Raw genomic sequence first — 17,793 nt, 5'->3', positions numbered from 1 at the left:
ATACAATAGCACTGTAGGCAATCCGGTTAGGAATGGATTGTTCAATGTTGCTGCCCAATGTTTACAGCATATTTATTGCTCTCTTCAAATATTTAATGGAGATCTACCAACATGAGTTTGACTGAAAAACTTCAATCTGTATTTGTCATCATTGCCATCTTAATTGGGCTGATGTTGGGACAAATCAAATGGGTTGAGGAAAATGCTGTATCTTTGATTGTTCCATCCTTGATGGTCATGCTCTATGGGGTATTTCTAAATATTCCACTTAATCGTTTAGGTCAGGCATTTCAAAACTACAAGATGACCGGACTTATTTTGGGAATGAACTTTATTTGGACACCTGTTTTTGTTTGGGGATTGGGAGCTATTTTCCTACGGGACTCTCCCGATCTTTGGGTTGGGCTAATTATGCTGATGGTCACACCTTGTACTGACTGGTATCTCATTTTTACAGGGATTGCCAAAGGAAATGTTGCTTTAGCTACAGCTTTCCTTCCTTGGAATATGATCTTGCAAGTGGTTCTCCTACCCGTCTATCTGTTAGTTTTTGTTGGAAAATTGGTGCAGATTGATACAGCGATTTTTCTCGAAAGCATTGCACTGGTTTTAGTTGTTCCTATGCTTTTAGCGTTTATCGCTAAGTGGTTAATACCAAAGGTAAACGGGTTTTGGCGTGAAATTCCACTGAAAATAGCAGCAGGGCAAACGCTATTTCTGTGTTTGGCAATTACAGCGGTATTTGCCTCGCAGGGGCAAACCCTAATTCAGCGTCCAGATGTACTGCTAAAAATGTTACCACTTATCCTTATTTTCTATGTAATTACCTTTTTGCTGACTCAAGTAATCTCACGATTCGGCAACTTTAGTTACGAGGATTTTGCTTGTTTCAGTTGTACAACACTTGCACGCAATTCACCCCTTGCATTAGCGATCGCTACATCTGTTTTTCCTGATCGTCCTTTGATTACCCTTGTTTTGGCTATTGAACCACTTATCGAACTGCCTGTCATGGTGCTAGTCTCCCAGTTGTTGCTCTTTCTGCGTCGTAAAGGGCGGTATTCTCAGATGGAGAAATAGCTAAATTGGCGTTACGATCATATATTCAGCTTGACGTTTAAAGCGAATAGCTTAATATTATAAAGAGTCGTAGCATTAGGAACACAGGTTTTTCCCTGGAAGACCCCTCAAATCTAGGAATAATACTTGGTGGTTCTGATGCGAATGGGCAAGCTTTATTGAGAAAGACGAATTATTAGTATATCTAGCTAAGAGTGTAGCCGTTACTAAATATCTAACAATTGGCTTAAACTAGGTTGTCAGGAGCGAAAGGACATTGGTAACTTGGATCGCCTGTCTCCACCTGAATAGTTGGGTGTTCAATGCTAAAATTGTCGTGAAGCTCACGCACTACCCGTGCTAAAAAAGTATCACCGGGATAACCTGCTGGGATGACAAGGTGAACAGTGAGTGCTGTTTCTGTGGTACTCATTGCCCAAATATGTAGGTCATGAACTTGAGCCACGCCAGGGAGTTCGGTTAGATAAGTACGGACAGCTAAAGGTTCTATTCCTGCTGGTACAGCATCTGTAATCAAATTCAAGGATTCCTGCAAAAGTCCCCAAGTGCCAGCTACAATCACCACAGTAACAATCAAACTCACCGCTGGATCAAACCACAACAAACCTGTAGCAATAATTGCAATACCAGCCAGTACAACCCCTACAGATACCACAGCATCTGCAACTAGATGCAAAAATGCGCCTCTGATGTTCAAGTCACTTTTACGCCCCGACAAGAACATCAAGGCACTTACTGTGTTAATGAAAATTCCTATAGCTGCTACTGTAATTACTGTTCCCCCTGCTACCGGAGCAGGTTCACGAAACCGTTGAATTGCTTCCCAGCCAATACCGCCAGAAACAACTAGGAGAAAAGCGGCGTTTAAAAGCGCAGCCAAAATTGAAGAACGGCGCAGCCCGTAGGTGCGACGTGATGTCGGGCGACGACGGACGAGGATGCTTGCGCCCCAAGCAAGTAGTAAACCCAAAACATCACTCAAATTGTGACCCGCATCAGCAATCAAGGCAAGGGAGTTAGCAACAATGCCATAGGTTGCCTCAATGAGGACAAAACCAGTGTTTAGGGCAACACTGATAACAAAAGCACGGTTGTAATTACTGCCACCGCCATCGTGTCCGTGACTATGATTGTGAGACATGACTATCAGCTTTTCAAAAATAAAATAGGATTTCTATATCTTTCTTCTATCTTAATAAAAAGAATTATCTTAGTTTTTAACTTTGCCTATTAACATACAAGCAGTAGACTATTGTTTTTTATAGAATTAGGGACAGTAGTTAAATAATGAAATAAACTCATTTAAAACATAACTGTCCCGCGAGCAAGACAAACTTGCTATTGATTAAAATTAAACCGACCGTTTAGCTTTTCACCGCCGACATTCGCAGTAATTTTCACCTGATATTGACCAGTTGCTTGTTCTGATAATTCTGCTTCGTAAAGTTTACCATCAGCGTTATAGGCAAGAGGTATCGACTTTTGTTTCCCGTCTGGTAGTTGAATTGCAGCTGTCACTTGAGCATTAGAAACTACCTCATGCTTTTCACCTTTTTTCAAATAAAAATCTAAATGAGTTCCTTTATCTTCTTTTTCTGTGACTAACTCTAAATGATATTGACCTGATTCAACAACTTGACCGCCATGTGAATGTTCTTTACCTTCTTGTGATTCATCGTGTTTATGAGAATGGTCTTTCTCATCATGTTGTTTGGATGAATCACTTGATTTATTAGCTTCAGCTTTTGAGGTATTTGCTGCTGTGTTTGTAGTAGCTTTCGTGTTACTGTTTGAATTATTTTCTTGGCTTCCGCCATTACAAGCTCCCAAGAAAAGTAATCCTATACTTGTAAAAGCAACCAAACCTAATTTTAATGATTTCATGGGTTCACTCCTCATCACTTGTTAGTAATTAAAACACAATTTGGTATTTGAACAGTTGGTAAAAACATAGAAAAATAGTCCAAAATACCAATTTACACGCATTACAGCTACAAATCATTCCTCCTTTGCCGCCTGCTCCTTTGCTGCCTATTTGTAGTAACCTGAAAATGAAATGGTACAAACCAGTTAACAAATAACAGGTAAAGATACGGCGTTATCAGCTCCAGAAAATATGAGGTAAAAACCTCATACAGCTGAACCTTGGGTAACTTCAATATTTTGTATTGGTGTAGTCTTTTTCGGAACCAGAAACTTACGAAACTGCACATAGCAAGCCGGAAGCACTAGCAGAGTTAAAGCAGTTGAGGTAAACAAACCACCTAACACCACAACAGCTAATGGCTGAAGAATTTCTTTTCCGGCTCCACTACCAATTACCAGTGGCACCATACCCAATGCTGAAGACAATGCCGTCATTAAAATAGCAACTAAACGTTCCATCGAACCTTCCATCAAAACCTGCCGTAAAGGTTGCCCTTCTGCCAACCTTGCATTGTAGTTTTCAACCAACAAAAGTCCGTTCCGTGCTGCTACACCAAATAGAGTAATAAATCCTACCATTGAAGCTACGGAAACAATGCCGCTAGTCAAGGCGATGGAAACCACACCACCGATTAACGCTAAGGGTAAATTAATTAAAATCATGATGGTTGCTGGAATTGACTTGACGGCAAAGTAAAGTATGACTGCGATCGCTACAAATGCTAATACCCCAGCCCAAAGTAAAGTTTTTGTAGCTCCCTCTTGGGCTTCAAATTGACCGCCGTATTCAATAAAATATCCAGGGGGTAATTGTACCTGTTGTTTAACCCTGTCTCGAATATCCTTAATTACAGAACCCAAATCTCGCCCAGCTACGTTGGTAGATACAACTATGTAACGAGAGACGTTCTCGCGGTTGATGGTATTGGGGCCGGTACTGTATTCAATTTTGGCAACTTGAGCTAAGGGAATTTTTTGTCCGTTGGGTGTATCAACTAATAAATTACGGATGATTTCTATATTATTACGGTAGCTTTCTTGCAACCAAACATTCATGTCAAAGGTTTGTTGCTGTTCCAATACTTGGGAAACGACTCGCCCATTGAGTGCAGTTTCTACTGTCTCTGATAATTCCCCAATCGTTAGGCCATAACGAGCAGCTGCATTCCGGTCAAACTGAATTTGCACTTGTTTCATTGGTACTTGCGGTTCTAGTTGCAAGTCTGCTAAACCCGAAACATCACTTATAGCTGATTGCACTTGTTGACCAAGGGTACGGAGTTGCTCCAACTCGGTACCGAAGATTTTCACGGCGATCGCACTTCTTACCCCCGACAGTACCTCATCCATTCGGTGAGAAATAAAACCACCGATATTAGGAACTACACCGGGAATTTTCTCAAATTCTTTACGAATCATTTCAATTGTTTCTTCTCGATCTTTTGCTCCCTCCTCACTCAGTTGGACATCCAGTTCCCCAGCGTTAACGCCAGCTATCTCAGTATCTCCTTGAGCGCGTCCAGAGCGGAATTGAGCAGTTTCAACTCCGGGATTTTTTTTCAAAGCTTCTTCTATCGCCAACCCTGTTTGATTAGTAGCTTCTAGAGATTCACCAGGCATGAGAACGGCGGCAACTACGAGGGCACGATCTTGAAACTCTGGTAAAAAAACTTGCCCTAAACCAAGTACAATTACCATTGAAGCCACAAAACCAGCGAACGCTGTTACCAAAATAATTTTGGGGCGACGAATAGAAAACCTCAAAGCTGGACTATAAAGTTTATGCGTTTGTTTTTCTAACCAGGTTTCTGTACTTGGCAATCTTGTATTCACCAGCAGTAGGGCACACATTGCTGGGGTTAATGTCAACGCCACCAAGGTAGAAGCAGCAATTGATAGTAGATACGCTAAACCCATCGGTGTAAAAATCCGGCCTTCCACACCAGAGAGGGCGAAAATCGGTGCAAAGACGACGGCAATAATAATTGTGGCGAACAGAACACTAACGCGCACTTCCACCGAACCATTGAAGACTACTTGCAATGGTGGGATGGGATTTCCAGCGAGTTGGTTTTCCCGCAGACGGCGGTAGACGTTTTCCATATCAACGATTGCGTCATCCACCACCGAACCAATAGCTACCACTAGTCCGCCCAGAGTCATAGTGTTTATGCCTTGTCCCGTCCAGTTGAGAATCATCATCCCCAGTAATAAGGACACGGGTAGAGCGCTCAAACTAATGATGACTGTGCGCCAATTCATTAAAAACAGAATCAGGATGACGGAAACGATGATAGTGCCATCACGCAAAGCTTCTTCAACGTTTTTGAGCGAGGCTTCAATAAAATCTTCTTGACGAAAGGTAGTTGTAATTTTGACATCCTTTGGCAGACCAGCTTTAATTTCCTCTATTGCTGTCTCAACTGCTTTCGTGACTGACGGTGTATCCGCAGTTGGTTGCTTGTTAACTGTCAGAATAATTGCCTTTTTCCCAGCAAAACTACCGTCACCACGTTTGAGCGCTGCGCCAATTTGTACATCAGCAACCTGTTCTAACAATACTGAAGTGCCATTTTGGGCTTTAATTACTGATTTCTTTAGCTGTTCAATAGACTCAATCCGCCCCACACCTCTAACCAATGTTTCTTGGTCTGGAGTAATTAAAAATCCTCCTGGTGCATTAGCGTTGGCGGCAGCGGCGGCTTTGGTGACATCATCGAGAGTAACATTAAACGCTTTTAGTTTATCTGGGTTAACCAGTACTTGATACTGACGCTCATCCCCACCATATATGATGATATCACTGACACCACGGACAGCCAGAAGGCGGTTTTTCACTTGCCAGTTGACAATACGCCATACATCCATTAGAGGCGTGGTTTCAGAAGTGAAGGCATATTTAACAGTCCATCCTAAAGCGGAACTGACGGGAAGAATTTCTGGGTCTTCCACGCCTTGCGGTAGCTGACTGCGTGCTTGTTGCAACCGCTCCGTCACCGCTTGGCGGGCGCGATAAATGTCCGTATCCCAACTGAAGGTGGCTCTTACAGCAGAAAGACCTACAGCTGAGGAAGAGCGTAAAGCTTCAAGTCCAGGAGTTCCGTTTATTGTACTTTCTATAGGACGAGTCACCAGCGACTCCACTTCCTCTGGTGCTAAACCAGGGGCTTCGGTCTGAATTTCGACTTGAGGCGGGGAAAAGCTGGGAAACACGTCCAGTGGCATTTGTGTGAGGACACGAAAGCCCCAAACAGATATGAGGATGGAAGCAATAACTACTAGCCAGCGTTGAGCGATCGACCATTTAACAATAGAATTAAGCATTTTTAAACGCGTTAAGGGATGTCTGCTTGCTGTGCAGCTAAGTAAGTTTAAAGATCAAGTACTTTACCTACTCTCCCAAATGAAGATGAAATTGAGATGAAATTTTTAGGGACAACAGGTGGAAGTTTCAGGTTAGTAATTCTTAAAGATACTGCAATTTATTGGTTTGGCTATTTTTTCAATAGGAGTTGTTTTCTTGACCACTTCTCTCATTGGTTAAGAGCAAAGGCTTTAAATTAAAATTTTGCAGATTGGTGGGCTATGGATCACGCTAATCTACCTCAATAGATCATAAAAAATGTGAATTTTTTATAGTATTACTACTTAAAAGATTAATGCCAAACTCAGCAGACACATGACAAGTAGAATATACCCGGCTTTCCTTACAATCAAAATACTAGTAAACTATTGGTGCTTAACCGCGTAGGGTGCGTAGAGAATTCATACAATATGGGCAATCGCAACCAAATAGCTGCTGCCAACTCATAATTAATAATATGCAGGGAATGAATCACAGCAATATACAGAAGATGATTGTCTTTCAATCACAGAATGGCAGTAAAAACTGGAAAAATTGAGCTAAAGCAGCTTATCTTTTCCTCAACAGTTCGATAACAAAATTGAATAACCCAACTATTCCGTAAGGTTTGTTGAAAAGTTGGGTTTGACAATTATTTGAATTACTTAGGGCTGAATCTGCTGAAGGAGAGCTTGTGTTTGCTGATACCGAAGAGTATCTCCTTGCCGTTGAAACAGACTTGCAGCTTGCTCTAAATCATTAATGGCATTTTTGCGATCGCCTAAAGCATATTCAGCAAGTCCTCGGTTGCCGTAGGCATCAGCTAAATTGGGGTTGATTTGTAGTGCTTGGTTAAAATCTGCGATCGCCAGTTTATGATTTCCCTGTCTATAATTCAAAAAGCCCCTATTGTAGTAAGCATCTACAGACTTCGGATCAATTCTAAGTACCTGGTTAAAGTCGGTAATAGCCGCTTCAATGCTTCCTAGTTCCGCATGAGCAGTTCCTCGACCGTTGTAAGCATCTGTATGGTTGGGGTTGAGTCGCAGTGCTTGATCAAAGTCGCTAACGGCTGCTTTAAAGTCTTTTAATTGAGACTTTGCTAAACCTCTAAGGCAAAAACCTTCGTAATATCGGGGATTTAACTGTACTACCCGACTAAAATCTTCTATTGCGCCGTTGAAGTTACCTTGCTCAAGCTTTTGCACTCCCTGGTTATGGTATTCCTGAAAATTCATCTGTTGGATGCGCGTTGGTGCTTCTTGTGCAGCATGGACAGCAACAGGTATTCCACTCAGTACGCTAGTTGTTATTCCTAAGATGGTAGCAGCTTTGCGAATATAGTTCATAGCTTGACTTTCTCCTGATAGATATATCAAGACAGATGCACGGGATTGTTCTCGACTAGATCCATCCTAAGCGGTTTCAAGAAATTTAGAGATTGAAACCCAACCAAACCAAAATACTTTGTAATAGCAACCAAACATTTAACCCGACGATAATAATAGCAACCAGCCAAGCTAGAGATTTCAGCCACAAAGGATTCACAAATTCTCCCATTAAGCGACGGTTACTCGTAAACATCACCAATGGAATTACTGCGAACGGTAACTGTAAACTGAGGATAACTTGACTAAGAACAATGAGACTGCTTGTACTATGTTCCCCAAAGATAATAATTGTAATCAACGCTGGAATGATAGCAAGCAGACGGGTAACTAAACGCCGTAACCACGATGGAAGGCGAAATTGTAAAAAGCCTTCCATCACAATCTGCCCAGCTAGAGTTGCAGTTAGTGTCGAACTTTGCCCAGAAGCAAGTAAGGCAATCCCAAAGATGGCGCTAGCAGCACTAACGCCTAACAATGGTGAAAGCAGTTTGTAAGCTTCCTGAATTTCTGCCACATTCTGATTCCCAGAAAAATGAAATGTAGCGGCAGATACAATTAAAATTGCTGAGTTGATAAACAGTGCTAACGATAGAGCAAAAGTTGAATCAATTGTGCCAAACTTAATTGCTTCCCATCTTTTTTCAGTATTAGGTTGCCAATCACGGGTTTGCACAATAGAGGAGTGTAAATATAAGTTGTGAGGCATCACTGTTGCGCCTAAAATGCCAATCGCAATGTAGAGCATTTCTGGATTTTGTAAAATTTCTTTCTTGGGCAGATATCCCAATAAAATCCCTCCCATATTAGGTCGAGAGAAGAGAATTTCTGCTGTAAAACAGAAGCCTACGGTTGCTACCAGCATTATTACTAAGGCTTCTGTATAGCGAAAGCCTTTATGTTGCAGGAATAGCAATACCAGGACATCCAGCGCCGTTATACACACACCCCATATCAAAGGAATACCGAATAAAAGTTGCAGGGCGATCGCACTTCCTAGTAGTTCTGCCAAGTCACAAGCCGCAATAGCAATCTCACACAGCACCCACAAACAAAAGCTCACCCTTTGACTGAAATAGTCCCGACAAGCCTGTGCTAAGTCTCGTCCTGTGGCAACACCCAAACGCACACATAGCGATTGCAGTAATATCGCCATCAGGTTCGACAGCATAACTACTGTCAACAAGGTATAGCCAAACTTAGACCCCCCAGCGATATCTGTTGCCCAGTTGCCAGGGTCCATATATCCGACTGAAACCAGATACCCTGGCCCTGCATAAGCCAACATCTTGCGCCAAAAGCTCTTACTGTTGGGAATTTTAATACTGCGGTGAACTTCAGGGAGACTGGGGCGGTTTTCGGGGCGAGTCATTTATTTTCTGGAGAAATTCTTTCATATTTTTCTCATAATGTCAGAAAATCTGGACTAAACATCAATCTTTAGTGGCAAAATTTTTCTTTCTTGTAGGGAAGTTGCAATTTAAGCTCTAGTAGGTTCCCTAACCTTCGGATTCTGCTCAGGCTCAACCTTAGTAATATTAGTTGTCATGTCTAAGTTCTGGTCATACCACGATACTGGGTCTTCCAATGGTTCAAGATGGGTAAGGACATAGGTTTCTGGCAGCGATCGCATAATCGTTAGCTCTATCTCCTCACACAGTGCATGACCCTGTTGGACTGACCATTCTCCTGGCACCAAGACATGGAAGGAGACAAATCGACGCGCCCCTGCTCAGATTTTGCGTTTTTTGAAGGTTGAAATCACCAATCTTTGTTCCAAATTTCATCACCTTGAAAGGGCTGGTTTTCTACACTCATCAATACTACTTACTTAGTAAGTATGTTTCTATACACCATTATTTGTTTATTTCATTCATCTAAATGTTCTGCCAAAGAGCAATATAAATTGATGATGTGATTGTCAGCCAAGCTGTAATAAACATTTTTACCTTCTCGACGATAACTGACTAAACGCATCGCTTTTAATAATCGCAATTGATGAGAAACAGCTGATTCCGTCATTTTCATCAATGCAGCTAAATCACAAACACATAATTCTTGGGAGGCCAAAGCTGATATCAGCCGCAGACGATTCGGATCTCCAAGTATTCCAAAGACTTCTGCCATTTGTTTTGCCTTGTCTATAGACAAGATTTGTGTTTGAATTGACCGCACATTATCCAGATGCACCAAATGGGTATCACACTGTGGTACGCCTGCATTCTGAAGCAATTCCAACTCTTCTTCGCTTTGGCGCTTGTTCATGGCATTAAGTATAGGCAATGGTTATCACTTTCAATTTTAACTAAAATTAAAGTATTGTACAGTTGAACATGTATTCAATTGTTGTATTAGAATATTGGCAGTTAACTTTTTCGCTTTGGTTGTAATGCCATGACTCAAACTCCTTCCCTCAAAACCCAAACTTTGCAAATTGATGGTATGGACTGCGGAAGCTGCGCCAAGACGATTGAAGTCGGTTTGCAGCAGTTAAATGGTGTTACAGAAGTAAAAGTAAACTTTACGACAGGCAAAGCCAGGGTTTCCTATAACCCAGAAGTCTTGAGTGAAAAGACTATCTATGACCAAATTAGAAGTTTGGGTTATACGGTTGAACAGAGTCATGACCATAACGTCGATGTAACTCCTGTGAAAACGCTACAACTACAAATCGGCGGGATGGATTGTGGCAGTTGTGCCAAGACGATTGAGGCTGGGGTGCAGAAGATAATAGGCGTAAAAGAAGCATCGATCAGCTTTGCCAGCGAACGATTGCAAGTAAACTATGACCCGCAACTGGTAAATGAGACGGCAATTTATGATCGGATTAAAAGTTTGGGTTATACAGTTGTTGAGGCAAGTTCCCATCATCATACTGATTCTTGCGATGGCGAAACGCCCGCCGTAGGCGATCGTGAGTACGAACACCAACACGAAAAGCCAATAAACAAGCCAAAACAAAAGTCAGACCTGGCAAGCTGGAGATTCTGGATTGAAAATCGCCGGGGGCAGAGTGTCATACTTGCAGGTATAGGCTTAGTGTTGGGCTTAATTTCTCAAAATCTAGCGCTACCTATTTGGATAGCACGGGCTTTCTATGGCATCGGCATAGTAATTACTGGCTATCCGATCGCACGGGCTGGTTTGTTTGAATTGCGCTTGCGCCGCGCCGATATGAATCTGCTGATGACGATTTCAGTAATCGGGGCTGTAATTTTAGGGGACTGGTTTGAAGGGGCGCTAGTCGTCTTTTTGTTCACTTTTGGTACAACACTGCAAGTTTTCACCTTTGGTCGCACTCGCAATGCCATTCGCTCCCTGATGGATTTGACTCCGCCCACTGCTACCGTCAAGCGGAATGGTCAGGAGGTGACAGTTTCCGTCGAAAGTATTCAGCTAGGTGAAACTTTGACAATTCGACCAGGACAGCGTGTAGCGTTGGATGGTGTAGTTGTTTCTGGCGCAAGCACCATCGATCAGTCTCCAATTACAGGAGAATCAATTCCAGAAGATAAAGCTCCAGGTGATAATGTCTTTGCTGGGACACTGAATCAGACAGGCTTTTTAGAAGTCAAAGTTACTCACACTGCTAGCGATACAACTGTTGCCAAAATTATTAATCTTGTGGAACAAGCCCAAGAAAGCCGCGCACCCTCGCAGCAGTGGGTGGATAAGTTTGCACAGGTCTACACACCGGTAGTGATTTTAGCAGCGATCGCCATTGCTTTAATACCGCCTTTGGCATTTGCTCAATCGTTCAACGTCTGGCTTTACCGAGCACTGGTAATGCTAGTAATAGCCTGCCCCTGTGCTTTAGTAATTTCTACTCCTGTCTCGATTGTTAGCGCCATTGGTGCAGCAACTCGTAAGGGCGTTTTGTTCAAAGGGGGTAATGCGCTGGAAACGGCTGGACGCCTTATCACCCTTGCTTTTGATAAGACTGGTACAATTACGCAAGGGCTGCCCATTATCCAAAATATTTATGACTTGAAAAAAGTAAGTGCAAACATGGTGTTACAGATTGCGGCTTCCCTGGAGCAACACTCAGAACATCCACTAGCAAGAGCAATTGTGGCAAACGCTCATGAACTGGGCATAGAGTTAGAAACACCTCACAACTTTACAGCGCTACCTGGTAAAGGAATTCAGGCAAATTTAGGTGAGCAGTTGTACTTCGTTGGCAATCGACGCTTGTTTGCAGACACAGATATTCATTTGTCCCAAAAAGCTGAATCCGTATTGGCTGAAATTGAACAGCTTGGTCAAACCCCAGTGCTAGTTGGAACGACCCACGGGTTAATAGGGGTGATTGCACTGGCAGATGGATTAAGGTTAGAAGCAACAGAAGCTGTACGGCAATTGAAACGGGTTGGGCTGAAACGGTTGGTGATGCTGACAGGAGACAGGTCTACTGTTGCCCAGCAGATTGCTGGGCAAGTTGGAATCACAGAGTATCAGGCAGAACTGTTACCTGAAGATAAACTTCAAGCAATCCAACAACTGCGCCAAGCCGGGGTCGTAGGTATGGTTGGGGATGGTATTAACGATGCACCTGCCTTAGCTGCTGCGGATATTAGTTTTGCAGTTGGTGGAATTGATATTGCCCTAGAGACAGCAGATGTCGTACTGGTTAGTAGTGATTTGAGACGGCTTGCCTATGCAGTAGATTTAAGCCGCCGCACTGTATCTGTGATTCAACAGAATGTGGTCTTTTCTCTAGTAACAAAGGGTTTGTTTCTGCTGCTGGGAACTTTCGGTTTTGTTGGGTTAGCGATCGCGGTTTTAGCAGACACGGGAACTTCCTTATTAGTGACCGCGAATGGAATGCGGCTGTTTAAAAGCAAGGTTTTTGAGGATTAATATTAGCGATCGCCATAATTAAAGATACAGCAGTTTTCGTTTGCATGAAGTACAAATTTACAGGTTGTGAGGCAGGAGGCAGAAAGTTTGTATATTTGATTTTGAGTCCTGCATTTATACTTCACTTACTTGAAGGGGTAAAAGTAGCGAAGACACTGTTGGCGAAATATTACTTAACAATTTTGGCAACGTACGTAATATTGCACGAAAATTCTGATCACTTCCGCAGCGATAGGATAATTAAATCCTGAACGCTTAGATAAATTGTTACCATGTCGATGCATCCCCAAAATATCCCCGACATACCTCAACAAACAGTAGAGGTGGCGCGTGCATCTTTCCCCAAAGGAAATATTTACATGAAGATCCGGGATACCTTGGGAAGTATCTTTGAGGAGGAAGTATTTGCCGACTTATTTCCACAAAACGGGCAGCCAGCATATGCACCTTGGCGGTTAGCATCGGTGTGCATAATGCAATTTATGGAGAATTTATCTGACAGACAGGCGGCAGATGCAGTACGTGGACATATTGACTGGAAGTATATATTGAGCCTCTTTGTTCGCGTAGCGTGCCGAAGGCAAGTCTTTCCTAAACAACTTGATAAATCCAAATTCTCTCAAATGGGTTCTCAACCCTTCATCGGAAATCTCTAAACTACTTACCTGGCAATACTTTCCTGGTTCATTTGAGACAGTTCTATTTTTTTCAACCCATGATTCCATGTATTACACGGAAGAATTCAAATATTTCTACTTTTAATTCACAGGATTTTTCTGAACCATTGCCGAGTATTACACGGTACGACCAGGAGATTCCGAGGCTCATCGCCCAAGTACAGAATCTTCAAAAAGAAAATTTAGCCCTCTTTCAAGAAACACATTCGGTGGGGAGAGAAATAGGAATAAGTTCCAAACCAAGAGCCTGAGCTTTTTGTCGGAGGTTTTTGAGAATCAGTTCCTGGTATTTTTGCTCATAATAGTCCATACCAGGATCAGAATATTCTCCCTTCTTTGTCCAGATTCGGTAGAACAAACGAGCCAATTTGTGTGCAGTAGCAGTTATTGCTTTGGGTGCCCCCAAGCGAGAACGTAAGCGGCGATAAAATGCACCCAGAGCAGAACGACTGTGAGTCAGGGAAAAAGCCGCCATGCGAAAAGCGTTGGCAGCGCGATTGACAACAGTACGAGTTTGAGAGCTTTTAACCTTACCGCCAGTGACCTTTTGACCAGGACATAAACCCAACCAAGATGTGAAGTGCTTAACTGTAGGAAAGCGTTTTGGGTTTAATCCCACCTCAGATAAAATGGTCTGAACAGTTAAAGCATCAAGACCATCAATGAGTGTAATGACACGACAGATTATAAAATTAAGATTACATTAAAGTATGAAATAATACAGTTTAAGATTACGGTTTGTGTCATCGTTACAAGAGGGTGTGAGGAAAAATAATATGTCGAATCTATTGTGGAAAACACTGGTGTTCAGCCCAGCATTTTTGGGAGTAACTTTTGCTGTTTCGGCTAGTGCCATTGCTGCTGACAGCCAACAACAGCCATCACAAACTCATCAGCCGTTACTTGCCCAAACAAACGCTGACGAAAACGGTTTGTCACAAATAAACCAATACAATCTTGAAGCCAATAATCAAACTTCACTATCTCAAATTACATCAGTTTCCCAATTTTCGGATGTACAACCAACAGACTGGGCTTTTCAAGCTTTGCAATCTTTAGTGGAGCGTTACGGTTGTATTGCAGGTTATCCCAACGGTACTTACCGGGGTAATCGTGCCTTAACTCGTTATGAATTTGCGGCAGGTTTGAATGCTTGTTTGGATAGAGTTAATGAACTGATTGCTACAGCAACTACTGATTTGGTGACAAAAGAGGATTTAGCTACCCTACAGCGTTTACAAGAAGAATTTTCTGCGGAACTTGCAACACTCAGAGGTCGAGTAGATGCGTTGGAAGCACGTACTGCTGAATTGGAAGCTAATCAATTTTCGACTACAACAAAACTAGTAGGTGAAGCAGTTTTTGCGGTTACGGATAGTTTTGGCAGCAACGATAGTAATAATACCGTTTTCCAAAACCGGGTGCGTTTAGACTTGCAAACTAGTTTTACAGGTAAAGATACCCTACACACTCGGATTGCAGCCGGTAATGCTACTCCATTATCTTTACCCAATGGCACTGCCGAAGGTACTCAAACTTTTAACTTGTTTCTTGGTAGTAATAATAATGCTTTTATTGATTGGTTGGCGTATTACTTCCCTGTTGGCAACTCTCAAGTTTATGTAGCTGCTACTGGAGGTATTCAAAGCGATTATGTTCCCACTGTCAACCCTTATTTTGAAGACTTTGATAATGGTAACGGTGCTTTATCTACCTTTGCTTCCGAAAGTCCTATCTATCGCATCGGTGGCGGTGCAGGAATTGGTGTTAATGTCCCATTTGGTGGTGGTAGTACTTTTAAACCTTCATTAACTTTGGGTTATTTAGGAGCTGAACCGAATAATCCTAGTCTAGGCTCAGGTTTATTAGATGGTAACTATGCAGCTTTAGCACAGTTGAATCTTAACGTTGGCGATCGCCTGACCTTGGCTGCAACCTACGTTCACGGTTATCATGGTGCAAATAGTGCTTTATTTGATGCTGGTTCGGTAAGTGCTGCTGTAGTTGGGACTTCACAAGCTAATTTTGTCGGTGGTGGCAATCCATTTGTAAGTAATTCTTACGGCTTTGAAGCAGCTTTCAGACCTAGCGATAAACTGTCAATTAGTGGGTTTGCACTCCACAGTAATATTACAGGCTTTGGAGCTAACGATAACGATGAAGTTTGGAGCTATGGATTGGGTGTAGCTTTACCCGACTTTGGCAAGAAGGGCAATCTTTTAGGGATTTTTGCAGGAGCGCAACCATATTTAGGTAGTAACAACGGAGATAAACCCTATCACATTGAAGGCTTTTACAGATATCGCATTAGTGACAACATTTCTATTACTCCTGGTGTAATTTGGTTAACTAATCCTGGTCAATCTGCTAACAATAACAATGATGCTGTGATTGGTACATTGAGAACAACTTTCACTTTCTAAAATAGAAGTTTGGGTTGAGCATAGCTCAACTCAACACTTATTAATTAGGTGTTTTTAGTTTGTACTATTTTGATGCACTCTAATAACGTGTTTTATTTCCAGGCTTTAGGATACCCACTCTACCTACATGACTCTTGATTCAAGAACGCCGATTATCATTTTTGGAATCCTTTTCCTCTATAATTAACTAATTCTTCATATCCAGACATATAGGCATCATTATCTTTAATATCTAAGCCTAAAAATCTGGAAAAACCTGTAGAGTCGTTTCCTACTAATTCTCCTTTTCGGGGTTTACCGTGGTAATTAGCTAAAGCAATTTTAGCTTGACGTAAGGATTTTACGGGTACAAAAACATCTGTTTGGTTAAAAGACCATAAATCCTCGGAATGTCTTGCCGCAAACAACAGTTCTCCTAATGCTTGGTTTTTCGCATCATCTTGTTTATAAGTTAGAGCTAGATGCTTATCTAAATAGATAATTCTTCCTGAATTAATATTTTCTGTAATATCTAAAGAGTCAATTAAATTTGATAAAAATTTTCGATGTTCAGGGTTAAGTAGCACCGAGAAAAGGAATAACACCGACTACCCAACCCCTCGCACCCGTTTCTTTATGAGTTTCATAATCTTGATAACATTGTTTTAAACACGGTATATAAAATTTATCAAAAGGGATTTTCATCTGAGAAATTGTTTGCATATTAACAGCTAATATAAACTTTTTAAATCATTTCGATTTCTCTAGTACCTTCATCAGGGTAAGAGCATCTCAATCAGGCTTGACACAAGGACTCAGAAGAATCTAATGTAGAGTCAAGGAAACAACAACTGAGAACCTGAAGCATATAACTGTTATCCATAGCAGTGCGTTTCATTTTTTGACGGAGACTACGTTTGTAAGACTGTTCACTGTTGAGAGCATTGAGAGCAATACGTCTTAAAAGAGCAAAATTTTGCGGACTGTGGAAAGAACGAATGCGACAAGCATCTTCCGCAAAAGTACAATCAAGTGTCCAATGAGCCTCGTTTTCAATGCCCCAGTGTTTTCGGATAGCCCGACCGATAAGTTGAGCATCACTGTGTAAAGAAGTAAGATAAAATTGAACCTCGCGGGTAGTTTTATTCCAAAGATGACGTACGCGGACGACCATAACTAGCGTTTGCAATCCTGCCCATAATTTTGGTTGATAAAGCGCACCAATTGCCGTTACAGGTACAGTCCAAACTTCACGAATTTCGGTGCGATGATGTCCTTTCTCAATCCGTTTGTCATAACTGACATCAATCCCTTGAAAATTATTGGCTTGAGCAATTTCAAACCATTCGCTCACCTGAGAACAGAGAGTAGGATGATTAGCTTTCAGCGCCAGGACATAATCGGCTTTCTTGTCGATAATCTTTTTGGCAATTTCGGTTTGTGTTCCCATCGCATCAATAGTAATGATAGCTCCTGTGATATCTAGCAATTCCAATAATGCAGGAATCGCAGTAATTTCATTGGATTTATCCTCTACTTTCATCTGTGCTAACACCAAATGTTGTTCACTCGACCAAGCGCTAATTACATGAAGTGCTGATTTACCTAGATTGCGGTCATAAGAACCTCTAATCGTCTTACCATCGATGGGGATTATTTCTCCCCCCATCTTGATGACCAAGGTTTCTACCCAACTGATAAAACATCGATTTAATGCCTCTGGGTTGATCAGCTCAAACACCCGACGGAAAGTGTCATCTGACGGAATTCCATTTGGTAGCATCAAAAATTCTTCTAACCACTGTTGCTTACTGATACCGTAATTCTCGATATCTTCCCACCCTTTTGCTCCTGCTATGACTGCCAGAATTGCAATTATTAAGATCTCTGTGAGTTGATGTTTTTTGGTTCGCTCTACTCTTGGGTCTTTGATATCTGAGAAATGCTCCACTAAACTCCGTTGGATACTGCCGATGTCTGTCACTTGTGTTGGCTGTCTGTGACCACCAGAATTTTTCGTAGCATCAGCAGATTTAGTTTCAAAGCCTTGTGACATCAACCTGACTCCTGACCATTTTTTGACAACAGCATTGAAGTCTTCTCGTTTATCCTGCTCA

11 protein-coding genes and 4 pseudogenes are annotated in these 17,793 nt (G+C 41.9%); 4 read left to right on the top strand and 11 right to left on the bottom strand.

The features are described from left to right. The first annotated feature begins 111 nt into the window (after positions 1 to 111). Positions 112 to 1,080 (top strand): arsenic resistance protein, encoded by a 969-nt coding sequence (locus tag CYLST_RS31620; protein ID WP_015186436.1) that lies wholly within the window; start codon positions 112 to 114, stop codon positions 1,078 to 1,080. A gap of 226 nt (positions 1,081 to 1,306) precedes the next feature. Here the strand turns inward: CYLST_RS31620 and CYLST_RS31615 are convergent, their stop codons facing one another. The 7 genes and pseudogenes from CYLST_RS31615 to CYLST_RS31585 form a co-directional block, all read right to left on the bottom strand. After that, positions 1,307 to 2,221 (bottom strand): cation diffusion facilitator family transporter, encoded by a 915-nt coding sequence (locus CYLST_RS31615; RefSeq protein WP_015186435.1) that lies wholly within the window; start codon positions 2,219 to 2,221, stop codon positions 1,307 to 1,309. Positions 2,222 to 2,418: 197 nt separating this feature from the next. Next, positions 2,419 to 2,964: a hypothetical protein gene (locus tag CYLST_RS31610; RefSeq protein WP_015186434.1), complete on the bottom strand. Its 546-nt coding sequence runs from the start codon at positions 2,962 to 2,964 to the stop codon at positions 2,419 to 2,421. A gap of 246 nt (positions 2,965 to 3,210) precedes the next feature. Continuing rightward, positions 3,211 to 6,330, bottom strand: a complete 3,120-nt coding sequence (locus CYLST_RS31605) for an efflux RND transporter permease subunit (RefSeq protein ID WP_015186433.1) — start codon at positions 6,328 to 6,330, stop codon at positions 3,211 to 3,213. 684 nt (positions 6,331 to 7,014) lie between these two features. Further along, positions 7,015 to 7,698 carry a tetratricopeptide repeat protein gene (locus CYLST_RS31600; RefSeq protein WP_015186432.1) on the bottom strand — a complete coding sequence of 228 codons (684 nt, stop codon included), beginning with the start codon at positions 7,696 to 7,698 and terminating at the stop codon, positions 7,015 to 7,017. A gap of 85 nt (positions 7,699 to 7,783) precedes the next feature. Further along, positions 7,784 to 9,109, bottom strand: a complete 1,326-nt coding sequence (locus CYLST_RS31595; protein ID WP_015186431.1) for an Nramp family divalent metal transporter — start codon at positions 9,107 to 9,109, stop codon at positions 7,784 to 7,786. A 108-nt stretch (positions 9,110 to 9,217) separates the two neighbouring features. After that, a pseudogene (locus CYLST_RS31590) lies at positions 9,218 to 9,469 on the bottom strand (cation transporter dimerization domain-containing protein); the annotation flags it as partial. 137 nt (positions 9,470 to 9,606) lie between these two features. After that, the gene (locus CYLST_RS31585) at positions 9,607 to 10,002 is read right to left on the bottom strand and encodes an ArsR/SmtB family transcription factor (protein WP_015186430.1); all 396 of its coding nucleotides are present in this window, start codon (positions 10,000 to 10,002) and stop codon (positions 9,607 to 9,609) included. A gap of 129 nt (positions 10,003 to 10,131) precedes the next feature. Between CYLST_RS31585 and CYLST_RS31580 the strand changes: the two genes are divergently transcribed. Then, a complete protein-coding gene (locus CYLST_RS31580; protein WP_015186429.1) occupies positions 10,132 to 12,597 on the top strand; it encodes a heavy metal translocating P-type ATPase in 2,466 nt (821 codons plus the stop codon). Positions 12,598 to 12,869: 272 nt separating this feature from the next. Then, a pseudogene (locus tag CYLST_RS32890) lies at positions 12,870 to 13,154 on the top strand (transposase); the annotation flags it as partial. 27 nt (positions 13,155 to 13,181) lie between these two features. Here the strand turns inward: CYLST_RS32890 and CYLST_RS35025 are convergent. Together CYLST_RS35025 and CYLST_RS31565 are read right to left on the bottom strand one after the other, a co-directional pair. Then, positions 13,182 to 13,310, bottom strand: a pseudogene (locus CYLST_RS35025) (IS701 family transposase); the annotation flags it as partial. Positions 13,311 to 13,467: 157 nt separating this feature from the next. Continuing rightward, positions 13,468 to 13,944, bottom strand: a pseudogene (locus CYLST_RS31565) (transposase); the annotation flags it as partial. Positions 13,945 to 14,050: 106 nt separating this feature from the next. Between CYLST_RS31565 and CYLST_RS31560 the strand changes: the two are divergent. Next, the gene (locus CYLST_RS31560; protein WP_015186426.1) at positions 14,051 to 15,697 is read left to right on the top strand and encodes an iron uptake porin; all 1,647 of its coding nucleotides are present in this window, start codon (positions 14,051 to 14,053) and stop codon (positions 15,695 to 15,697) included. Between the two features lie 155 nt (positions 15,698 to 15,852). On the opposite strand, the gene CYLST_RS31555 is transcribed toward CYLST_RS31560, so the two are convergent. Further along, entirely contained in the window at positions 15,853 to 16,263 is a 411-nt protein-coding gene (locus tag CYLST_RS31555) for a hypothetical protein (RefSeq protein WP_245587572.1), read from the bottom strand. Positions 16,264 to 16,472: 209 nt separating this feature from the next. Next, complete coding sequence (locus CYLST_RS31550; RefSeq protein WP_015186423.1) at positions 16,473 to 17,732, bottom strand: ISAs1 family transposase; 1,260 nt, start codon at positions 17,730 to 17,732, stop codon at positions 16,473 to 16,475. Positions 17,733 to 17,793: the final 61 nt, after the last annotated feature.

The organism is Cylindrospermum stagnale PCC 7417, assembly GCF_000317535.1.
Taxonomy (GTDB): domain Bacteria; phylum Cyanobacteriota; class Cyanobacteriia; order Cyanobacteriales; family Nostocaceae; genus Cylindrospermum; species Cylindrospermum stagnale.
Note: the sequence above shows the minus strand (reverse complement) of the source record. Positions and strands in the feature narration are given on the sequence as shown.